The sequence below is a fragment of the Streptococcus cristatus genome, from assembly GCF_963529205.1.
In the GTDB taxonomy this organism is placed as follows: domain Bacteria; phylum Bacillota; class Bacilli; order Lactobacillales; family Streptococcaceae; genus Streptococcus; species Streptococcus cristatus_O.
On the sequence record NZ_CAURYF010000010.1, the window covers coordinates 40258 to 51241 of the forward strand.

The window sequence follows — 10984 nt, forward strand, 5'->3', positions numbered from 1 at the left end:
GAGGTACGTTAAATGTTAATGTTGATCAAACGAAACTTTTTACTTTATTTTCGCAATCATAGTGGGGTGGTTCTCTCTCTCTTTGGAGCTATTATTCCCTTTGTTTTATATCTAGTTTTTCTAAAGAACAACATGAAAGGCTCTTGGTCAGACAGTAGCCATGCGGCGGAACTGCTCGACTTTTGGTTGATTAGCGGAACACTGGCTGTCACCGCCTTGACAACCACCCTATCAGCTTTTTCACAACAAACTGAAGACCGAGAAAGAAAGGTGACCGCTGACCTCTTTATCACAGATTTGGGGCAATGGGGCTTGCAATTTAGCTACTTGATCAGTGCTCTTGTGATTGGCTTTGTCATGCAAGTCTTCATGTTTGCTGTCATGCTGACCTACTTTATCCTAGCAGACAAGATTTCCTTTGACTGGACACTGATTCCCCAGCTAGTCGGCCTCATGCTGCTCAATAGCTTGCTGGCTAGCCTCCTCAATGCGCTAATTGTTCCTTATTTTAAATCAGTGAATTCCTTGGGGCAATACGCGACGGTCATCGGTGCGGCTTCTGGTTTTCTAGTAGGAACCTATATTCCGATTGGGACTCTGCCTAGCCTAGCTCAAAATCTCATGAAACTGACTCCCTCAACCTACATGGCTTCCCTTTTCAGACAGGTCCTGATGAAGGATTCTCTGACTGAAGTTTTTGCGGACCAGAGTCAGCTCCAGCAAGAATTTGAGAAGCTCCTAGGTATCCGTATCGAATGGCAAAAGCTCTTGACAAGCCAAGAAACATACTATATAGTTGGAGTAGTGCTCACGGTAGCAGCCCTGTTCTGGCTAGGTCAAAATTGGCTGCTGAATCGACGGATGAGCTTCAAGTAAAGAAAGTAGGAGGCTTAGGTTTGCAGACAAGATTTGAAGAAGATGCTCAGATTTCCTCTCAAGACCCGCTGGTGGTCGTGAGAGCGGATCAGCTAGCTGGTGAGGCCAAGACCGTCCTAGACTATCTGGAAAACTTCAAGGTTGGTCCAAGTGGCGTCCTGCCTATCAAGTCGGATGATAAGCTGGTCATGCTCAAGACAGAGGATATTATCTTAGCCGATATCAATCAGACAACACTGATGATTTACAGCACCGAGGGCGTTTATACAACGACAGAAACGCTGACTCGCTTTCAAAATCGTCTCAATAGTCGCAATTTTATCCAGGTGTCGCGGCATGCAGTCATTAACATCGATCATCTGGAATCCTTGTCGGATAGCTTTTCGGGCAATATGACTGCTAAGCTGACCAATCAGCTCAAAACCGACGTCAGTCGCCGCTATGTCAAGCTGCTTATGGACTATTTGGGAATTTAGGAGGAAAATCATGACCTTTAAAAAAATTCTTATCGGTATGCAGGATGGTCTGAGAACAGGTAGTTTGGTCTTTCTGCTGGTAGGTCTGTTCTCAGGAAAAACATTTTCGTTGACTCCTAGCTCTATTCTCAGTGTTCTCCTTGTCAGCGCCTTAATCGGAGTAGCAAGCTATATCTTTGATGCGACAGATCGCTTTCCATTTCCTTTCCTACTTTTCTGCCACTTTGTAGTGACAGCGACCATCGTTTGTCTGGCTGTGATCTGCAATGGCTGGGGAAATATGCTTTTCGGCTGGTTCTTCTGGCTAAACTTTGTTTTGATTTACCTCTTGGTTTGGTTTCTTATCTCCGTCGATTCGATGATCAAAACTAAGAAAATCAACGAAGCTTTGAAAAATCGTAAACAACACTAATGTATCCAAGACGCAAGCAAGTTTAACGAGAACTTGCTTGTTTTTTTATTTAACAAAGGAGCTATTATCTCAAACTGTCGTCTTCCTTTCAAAGTACGATTTCCGCTTTTCTTGACAAATATTTTTAAAGTGTTATAATGTGAATGAACAGAAAATTTAATTCATTCAGGATAGGAGAGAGTCATGGACAAAAAAGCTGAATTATTGGCTGAGGCTAGGCAGGTGTTTGCTGAGAAAGGCTATAAAAAGACGAATATTTCAGATATTACCAAGCGTGCTGGCATGGCTGTTGGCTCTTTTTATAAGTATTATGAGTCCAAGGAAGCTATTTTTTTAGAGGTCTATGTGGCGGAGAATAACCGCATACGTGAGGAAACCATGCAGCGCGTGGATTGGCAAGGTGAGCCAGAGGCAGTCGTAGAACAGCTTTTTGCAGTCACTTTTGAATTGATTTCACCTAACAAAATTTTGGCTGAGTGGAGCAAGCCGGGGATTTCTCAGATCTTGCACGACTACTATAATCAGGATGCTGGCCGCTCGGCTAATGCCTTTCACCAGTTTCTGATTCAGACTTTCAGCCAGCGCTTGCAGGAGCAGGGCTTTTCACAGGAGGAAGTCGCCCAAATCATGAAGGCTTATGATTTGCTCTACTACATTGACATGCATGTGACAGAGCAGGATTTTCCAGGTTATTTTGAGAGTATCGAGACTTTGGTGAAATATTTTTTAAAGGGAATTTTTGCTAAATAAGAATTTCCTTTTCTTGGAAGATGGTGTGAATGAATTTGTAAAAATATTCATTCAGATAAGGAGGTAGATTTGTGTGATATAAAGTCTTGGTGGAAGTGAATTGGAAAAAATATTTTTTTTGAGAAGTTATAAATGAATATCATAATTCATTCATTCAAATGAGAAAGTGAGGAAATAATGATGAAACAAGGTGGAAATATGTTGAGTGGAAGGGCTATTTTTGGTCTTTGCCTAGTTGTGATTGGTTTTTTGACCATTGGTTATGGTGGGATGGAATTTGGCTTTGGCCTAAGTTTGGGCTTTCAGTCTTTTCTGATTGGTTGTCTTATTTGTATCTTGGTTGGATTGCTTGTGATACCAGGCGTGGCGGTAGTTCTCAAGCTGGTGGTCTTGGCCTTGACGGTGATCAGTATCTTGCTCTATATTCACAGTATGCCTGATTTGGCAATTCTCTTACAACTGATATCGGATGTGGCGGTTGTAGGCTTTGCTGCTTTTCTGGCAGTACTTCTTTTGAGAAAGTAGGGAGAGGAAATGATAATAGTTTATGATTCAGTAACGGGAGTTGGGAAGCGATTTGCAGAATCGCTGGGCTATCCGACACAAACCATCAAGGAAAAGTTGGAAGAACCCTGCATTCTCATTACTCGAAATGCAGGGGCTGGGAAAATCCCCTGGTCCACCAAGCGCTTCATAAAGAAACACTCAAGCCTGATTAAAGGCTTTGTCAATAATGGAGATTCGGTGAAGCATGGACGGACCTTCTGCGGGGCGACAGCTTTGATTATCGAAAAATATGGGCTGCCGCATATCTGCGATATTGACCGAGGTGGCAAGGAAGTGGACATCAAACTTGTGAAGGAATATCTGGCTAAACTCTAAGTACGGATTATTTGTATGATAAATCTATAGGAAAAGGATGGGTGACAATGACTCATCTTTTTTATAGGAATGTTCGATAAAGTTTGTTTTTCTCCTAATTTTAGGAAAAACGCTCAAAAATATAAAAATGCTTCTTGCCTTATTGAGATAAGCTATCTTGTTTTATAAAATAGGAGGGAAACGATTATAAAAAAGTAAAGCGCTTCCTTGAAAAATAGAAGCGGTTACTAAAAGAAAAAGAAGGATCATTGGAATCGAAAGAGAGTTTATAGCATAAGAAAGTTTTCTATTGGTGTTTGCTCGATAGTTATTGGGACGTGCTTCCTTTTATTTGGAGCGAGTGTTGCAGGAGCAAGTCCAGTTTATGCCGAGGAGACAACTGCGTTGGTTGCTGCAGAAAAGCCTGTGGAGGAAAAGCCCATTGAGGAAGAAGTGGCTGCTGAACCAGTGACAAGTCAGGCAGCTGAGCCTGTTGTGCATTCTCAGGAGGAGAACAAAGAAGAAAGCCCTCAGCTTGCTAAAGCGACGGAGGACATTTCAGCAGCGTCTCAAAATGGAGCAAAAGAGAATGGCCAAGAAGCTACTCAATAGAAAGCTGCGCAGCCTGAGATAAAATCTGCGACCAAGGAAGAAGTGAGCCAAATGATCGAAGACAGAAAAGTGAATTTTAATCAGAATTGGCACTTTAAATTAAATGCTAATGCTAAGGAAGCTGTCCAAGCTGAGACGGATATCACATCGTGGAAAAAGTTAGACCTGCCCCATGACTGGAGTATCCACTTTGATTTTGACTATGAGTCGCCTGCACAGAATGAAGGTGGCCAGCTCAATGGTGGAGATGCTTGGTATCGTAAGCCTCTGAAATTAGACGAAAAAGATCTTGATAAAAATGTTCGCCTTACATTTGATGGTGTCTACATGGATTCGCAGGTCTTTGTCAATGGCCAACTGGTCGGGCATTATCCAAATGGTTATAACCAATTTTCATACGATATTACTAAATACCTCCACAAAGATGGTCGAGAAAATGTCATCGCTGTGCACGTTGTCAACAAGCAACCAAGCAGCCGTTGGTATTCAGGAAGCGGGATCTACCGTGATGTGACTTTGCAAGTGACAGATAAGGTTCATGTTGAGAAAAATGGTACAACTATCTTAACGCCAGAACTTGAGAAACAACAAGACGGTAAGGTTGCTACTCATGTGACGAGTAAGATTGTCAATACAGACGATAAAGACCATGAAATCACAGCGGAGTATCAGATTGTCAGACGTGGTGGTGAGGCAGTTACAGACCTTATTCGCACTGCTAGCCAAAAAATAAAAGCCCACGAAAGCAGTACCATCCAGGCAAGCTTAGAAGTAGAAAAACCGGAATTATGGACTGTGTTCAATGACAAGCCTGCCTTGTATGAATTGGTAACACGGGTCTATCGTGATGGGCAGCTAGTCGATGCGAAGAAAGACTTGTTTGGCTATCGTTATTACAATTGGACGCCAAACGAAGGCTTCTCTCTCAATGGCCAGAAGGTCAAGTTCCACGGAGTATCCTTGCACCATGACCACGGGGCTCTAGGAGCAGAAGAAAACTATAAGGCAGAGTATCGTCGCCTCAAGCAAATGAAAGAAATGGGGGTCAACTCCATTCGTACGACCCACAATCCTGCCAGCGAACAGACTTTGCAGATTGCGGCAGAGCTGGGTCTGATGGTCCAAGAAGAGGCTTTTGATACTTGGTATGGAGGCAAGAAGCCTTATGACTACGGACGTTTCTTTGAAAAAGATGCGACTCACCCAGAAGCTAAAAAGGGTGAAAAATGGTCTGACTATGACCTGCGGACCATGGTTGAAAGAGGAAAAAATAATCCTGCCATCGTTATGTGGTCGATCGGAAATGAAATCGGTGAAGCAAATGGCGATGCTCATTCGTTAGCGACTGTTAAACGTCTGGTCAAGGTCATCAAGTCAGTTGATAAGACTCGCTATGTCACGATGGGGGCTGACAAATTCCGCTTTGGTGATGGTAGTGGTGGCCATGAAAAGATCGCAGATGAACTGGATGCAGTTGGCTTTAACTATTCAGAAGATAATTACAAAGCCTTACGTGCCAAACATCCAAACTGGTTGATTTATGGTTCTGAAACCTCTTCGGCTACTCGTACGCGTGGCAGTTATTTCCATCCAGAGCAAGAATGGGTTGGAAGCAATCAGTCTTGGCGCAACTATGAGCAGTCTGACTATGGAAATGACCGTGTTGGCTGGGGTAAAACGGCAACCGCTTCTTGGACCTTTGACCGAGACAATGCGGGCTATGCAGGACAATTTATATGGACAGGTACAGACTATATCGGTGAGCCAACTCCTTGGCACAACCAAAACAACACACCTGTGAAAAGTTCTTACTTCGGAATAGTGGACACGGCGGGCATTCCGAAAAATGACTACTACCTTTACCAAAGTCAGTGGGTTTCAGCCAAGAAGAAACCTATGGTTCACCTGCTTCCTCATTGGAACTGGGAAAATCAAGACTTGGCAGACAATGTTGCAGATGCTGAAAATAAAATACCAGTCCGTGCATACTCTAATGCTGCTAGTGTTGAATTGTACTTGAACAACCAATCTTTGGGAGTCAAGAAATTTAATAAAAAAGAAACCAGCGACGGTCGCAGCTATCAAGAAGGGGCAAATCCTCAAGAACTTTACCTTGAGTGGAAAGTGGCTTATCAGCCAGGCACTTTGGAAGCTGTAGCCCGTGACGATCAAGGTAAAGAGATTGCCCGCGACAAGATTGTCACTGCAGGTCAGCCTGCAGGTGTACGCTTGGTCAAGGAAGAGCATGCTATCGCAGCAGATGGAAAAGACTTGACCTATATCTACTATGAAATCGTTGACCGTGACGGCAATGTCGTGCTAACGGCCAATAACCTGGTTCGCTTCCAGTTGCATGGACAAGGCCAGCTTGTCGGTGTAGACAATGGTGAGCAAGCTAGTCGTGAACGTTACAAGGAACAAGCAGACGGTTCTTGGATCCGCAAAGCCTTTAACGGTAAGGGAGTTGCCATTGTCAAATCAACAGACCAAGCAGGTAAATTTACGCTGACTGCCCATTCTGGTTTATTAAAATCAGACCAGGTGACGGTCTTTACTGGCAAGGACGAGCAGAAAGAAAAGACTGTTTTGGGTACGGAAGTGCCACAAGTTCGCACAGTTTTGGGACAAGCTCCAAGCTTGCCCGCGACAGTTCCTTTTGTTTACAGTGACGGTAGTCGTGCAGAACGTCCTGTGACTTGGTCACAAGCAGACGTTAGCCATTCAGGTATTGTAACCATCAAAGGAGAGGCAGATGGCCGCCAAGTAGAAGCACGTGTGGAGGTTTTAGCTGTTGAAAGAGAATTGCCAGTTATTAAACGAGTAGCTCCAGGAACGGACTTGAGCAGTGTAGATAAGTCGATTCCGCTTGCTCTAACTGACGGCAGTGTTGAACATTATGATGTAGATAAATGGGAAATCGCGCCAGAAGATCAAGCTAAATTGTCTGTGGCAGGTTCTCGTATTCCAATGACCGGCCATCTAGCAGGCGATACCATTTCTGCTACCTTGCTCGTTGAAGAAGGGCAAGCCGCTGGACCTGTGACGCCACTAGTGACTGTGGGTGGTGAGGCAGTATCGGACCTGACTAGTCAAAAACCAGTCCATTATCAGAGCCTTTCCTATGGAGCGCAGCTCCCTTCAGTAGCAGCTACAGCTGAAAATGCGGATGTGACTGTGGTTCAAGCCAGTGCTTCAAACGGTATGCGCGCAAATATTTATGTTCAGCCCAAAGATGGCGGAGCCCTGCAAACTTATGCAGTGCAATTCCTAGAAGAAGCACCGAAAATTGATCATTTGAATCTCCAAGTGGCAGAAGCTGATAAGCTCAAAGAAGACCAGACTGTCCAATTAACTGTTTTGGCTCACTATCAAGATGGCACTCAGGCAGTTTTACAGGCAGATAAGGTGGCCTTCTCTACGAAAGGTGAAGGAGAAGTTGCCGTTCGTAAAGGAAGCTTGGAACTACACAAGCCAGGAAATGTGACTTTGAAAGCCGAGTATGACGGTGCTGAAGGGCAAGTGGAACTAGTGATTCAAGCCAATACGGAGAAGAAAGTGGTTCAAGCAGTTCGCCCAGTCCATGTGGTAACAGACTTGCATCAAGAACCAAAACTGCCAACAACTGTGACGGTTGAGTACGATAAAGGCTTTCCTAAAGTTCACAAGGTTACTTGGCAGGCTGTCGAAAAAGAAAAACTTGATCGCTACCACACTTTTGAAGTAGTCGGAAAAGTTGAAGGTATTGAGCAGGAAGCGCGTGCTAAGGTGTCTGTGGAAGGCATTGTCACAGTAGAGGAAGTCAGCGTGACAACTCCACTTGCGGAAGCACCACACCTGCTAGAGAGTGTCCGAACTTACCATTCAAATGGTCAAGTTTCCTCAGCAAAAGTCACATGGGACTCTATTTCGCCAAGTCAATATCAAAAAGAAGGCGTCTTCACAGTCACTGGTCAGGTAGAAGGCACTCAGTTGACAACCAAACTCCATGTCCGTGTCTCTGCTAAGACTGAAAATGGAGCCAATATTTCTGACCAATGGACAGGTTCAGAGTTGCCACTGGCCTTTGCTTCGGACTCTAATCCAAGTGACCTAGTATCTTATGTCAATGATAAGGTGATTTCTTACACTGACCAACCAGCCAATCGTTGGACAAACTGGAACCGTCAAGATGAGGCTTCAGTGGGCGTTCTCTTTGGAGATTCTGGTATTATGACCAAGCGAGCGGTTGACAATCTGAATGTAGCTTTCCACGAAGATCACGGGGTTGGGGCTCCGAAATCCTACGTGATCGAGTATTATGCTGGCAAGACCGTGCCGACTGCACCTAAGAATCCTAGCTTTGTCGAAAGCGAAGAGCATGTCTTCAATGATAATGCCAACTGGAAACCGGTGACCAATCTTAAAGCTCCTGATCAGCTCAAAGCTGGGGAAATGAATCACTTTAACTTTGATAAAGTAGATACTTATGCCCTTCGGATTCGTATGGTGAGAGCGGATGACAAGTGGGGAACCTCGATCACAGAAGTCCAAATCTTCTCTAAACAAGTGGCTGCAGCGAAAGAGGCAGCAACTCGTATCCAAGTGGCTGGTCAAGACTTGCCAAACTTTAACCCAAGCTTGACTGACTATTATCTCCCAGCTAACGACGGAAAAGTACCAGCAGTAACTGCTAGTGTCAGCAATAATGGTCTGGCAACAGTCGTGCCAGGTGTCCATGAGGGAGATCCTGTCCGTGTTGTCGTGAAGGCAGAAAATGGGGATATCCTCGGGGAATACCGTCTCTACTTTACAAATGATAAAGACTTGCTGGCTCGCAAGCCAGTAGCAGCGGTGAAACAGTCTCGCTTGCTTCACCTAGGTCAAAGCCTAGACTTGCCAAACAAGGTTCCTGTTTACTTCACTGGTACATCAGACTATGAAGTCAAAGACCTAACTGTTGAGTGGGAGCCAGTTCCGGCTGAAAATCTGGCAAAAGCTGGTGAATTCACTGTTCGAGGGCGCCTTCTAGGTAGTGATCTACCAGTCGAACTCTCTGTCCGAGTGATCGATAAGCAAGGCGCGTCTGTGTCAGACAATCCATATTATGATGAAAATGGCAATCAAGCCTTTGCTTCAGCAACCAATGATATTGACCCAGGTTCTCATGACCGTGTGGACTATATCAATGATGGGGATCATGATGACAGTCGTCGTTGGACCAATTGGTCTGCTGCTCCATCAGCGAATCCAGAAGTCTCAGCAGGTGTTATCTTCAAGAATCAAGGCAAGATTGTCAAGCGGACGGCCGTTCAAGCCAAACTGCGCTTCTTTTCCGATAGCGGAACAGATGCACCATCTAAACTTGTTTTAGAGCGCTATGTTGGACCGGATTTTGATGCTCCTGTCTATTACTCAAACTACCAAGCCTACGAGCCGAATCATCCGTTTAACAACCCTGACAACTGGGAAGCTGTTCCATATAACATCAACCAAGAAATCCAGGCGGGTACTGAACTTACGGCAAGCTTTAACGCTGTCAAGTCGAAAGCGATGAGATGGCGGATGGAAAGAAAAGATGACAAGAATGGAGTTGCTCTGACGGAAATGACCTTCTTGGCACCAAGTGAATTGGCTAAGGAAAGTACAAATTCTAAGATTTTGGTAGATGGAAAAGAACTGCCAGACTTCTCTCAAGAGCGTCAGAATTATCAAGTGACTTATACAGGTCAACGTCCGAAGATTACAGTAGCAGAAAGTGACCAAGTAGCTTCGACGGTTGTGGATAGTGGAGATGACCATTTGCCAGTCTTGGTGCGCCTTGTTTTAGAAAATGGTAAGCAGGTCAAGGAATACCGCATCCAATTGACCAGGGAAAAATCAGTGACTGGGAAAACTGCAGCTGCTGTCCAAGAAGAACTGCCAAGTCTAGAAGTCCTCGAACAAGAGCTCAATTTCCAAACAGTTGAAAAAGAGGATCCGACGCTCAAACTAGGAGAAAAGCGTGTGGCTCAAGCAGGCCAAAATGGTCAGGAACGAGTTCTCACAGAAGTTTATCCAGATGGTAAGCGAGAAGAGAAACTAAGAGAAGTTCTCCAAGCTCCGACAGATCGAATCGTACTGGTCGGAACGAAGAAAGAAACGCCTCAGCCATCACCTGATAATCACCATGTGACTCCTCAAAAGCCAGAAGAGACTGGTAAGGGCGAAACACGGATTGTAGAAGTTGAGAAAGGTCAAAGTCCGACTCAGCCAGCTACAGAAAGACCTGCTCAAGCACCGGCAAAAGCTGAAGAAGCAAAAACAAAGGCTGAAGAAACAAAATCGGAAGCTAGAAAAGCAAGTCAAACCGACAGTGGTCGTTTGCCAAACACAGGGAACCGTTCTGCACAGCTAGCAGCACTGGCAGGAATGGGACTGTTAGGCTTAGTAGCTAGTCTTGTAGCAAAACTAAAGAAAAAAGAAGATTAAGTCTCTAGAAGATTAATCTTGACAACTAAAGTTGTCGCATGAAAGACCAAGGTAGATGCCTTGGTCTTTTTGCTGTTTTTCTAGGAAATTGTAGAGAATAGAGCAACTGAACTATCAATCGTCAAATTTTCTATTTAAGATGACAAAAATGTAAGTTTAAAGCTTAAAATGAAAGGTTATTCGATGGTAGCGGGACGGGGATTTTTATATCATATAGGTGTAAGGAAAAACAAATCAAAAATAATATTCAGATAATAAGGAGGCCCACTATGAAAACAAATCTCTTCAACCATAAACAAAAGACACAAATAGCGCAAAAAATTTCTAAGGAAGAAATCGAAAAAACCAGACTGGGCTGTGCATCAAGCCAGTATTATTTCTGGCTACAATATAGTCATTAAGAAGCAGATGCAGTGAAGGTGGCTGGAGAGTGGGACAGAGATCGGTAATTCGTTAGAATGCGATTTTGTCGTCCCACCTCCGCACAGTTGAGTAGGGCTGTAAAAGCTGATGAAATCAGCGTAGTAGAGTCCACTCAACCACTGCGTCT

General features: G+C 44.3%; 7 protein-coding genes and 3 pseudogenes. All 10 read left to right on the plus strand.

Annotation, left to right across the window (positions count from 1 at the left end; translation table 11 throughout):
• Positions 1-12: 12 nt before the first annotated feature.
• Positions 13-876, plus strand: coding sequence for an ABC transporter permease (locus tag RWS39_RS03680; protein ID WP_314480572.1), 864 nt, complete (start codon positions 13-15; stop codon positions 874-876).
• A gap of 20 nt (positions 877-896) precedes the next feature.
• Positions 897-1352: a LytTR family DNA-binding domain-containing protein gene (locus RWS39_RS03685; RefSeq protein ID WP_314480575.1), complete on the plus strand. Its 456-nt coding sequence runs from the start codon at positions 897-899 to the stop codon at positions 1350-1352.
• Positions 1353-1362: 10 nt separating this feature from the next.
• Positions 1363-1764 carry a DUF3021 domain-containing protein gene (locus RWS39_RS03690; protein ID WP_314480576.1) on the plus strand — a complete coding sequence of 134 codons (402 nt, stop codon included), beginning with the start codon at positions 1363-1365 and terminating at the stop codon, positions 1762-1764.
• 183 nt (positions 1765-1947) lie between these two features.
• Entirely contained in the window at positions 1948-2514 is a 567-nt protein-coding gene (locus RWS39_RS03695) for a TetR/AcrR family transcriptional regulator (RefSeq protein ID WP_314480579.1), read from the plus strand.
• 177 nt (positions 2515-2691) lie between these two features.
• A complete protein-coding gene (locus RWS39_RS03700; protein WP_314480582.1) occupies positions 2692-3039 on the plus strand; it encodes a hypothetical protein in 348 nt (115 codons plus the stop codon).
• Between the two features lie 9 nt (positions 3040-3048).
• On the plus strand, positions 3049-3396 hold the full coding sequence (locus tag RWS39_RS03705; protein ID WP_314480585.1) for a class Ib ribonucleoside-diphosphate reductase assembly flavoprotein NrdI: 348 nt from the start codon (positions 3049-3051) through the stop codon (positions 3394-3396).
• Positions 3397-3669: 273 nt separating this feature from the next.
• Positions 3670-3835, plus strand: a pseudogene (locus tag RWS39_RS09550) (YSIRK-type signal peptide-containing protein); the annotation flags it as partial.
• Between the two features lie 179 nt (positions 3836-4014).
• Positions 4015-10098 (plus strand): annotated as a pseudogene (bgaA, locus tag RWS39_RS03710) (LPXTG-anchored adhesin/beta-galactosidase BgaA); the annotation flags it as partial.
• 240 nt (positions 10099-10338) lie between these two features.
• A pseudogene (locus RWS39_RS09555) lies at positions 10339-10434 on the plus strand (LPXTG cell wall anchor domain-containing protein); the annotation flags it as partial.
• 269 nt (positions 10435-10703) lie between these two features.
• Positions 10704-10835 (plus strand): hypothetical protein, encoded by a 132-nt coding sequence (locus RWS39_RS03715; RefSeq protein WP_260470300.1) that lies wholly within the window; start codon positions 10704-10706, stop codon positions 10833-10835.
• Positions 10836-10984: the final 149 nt, after the last annotated feature.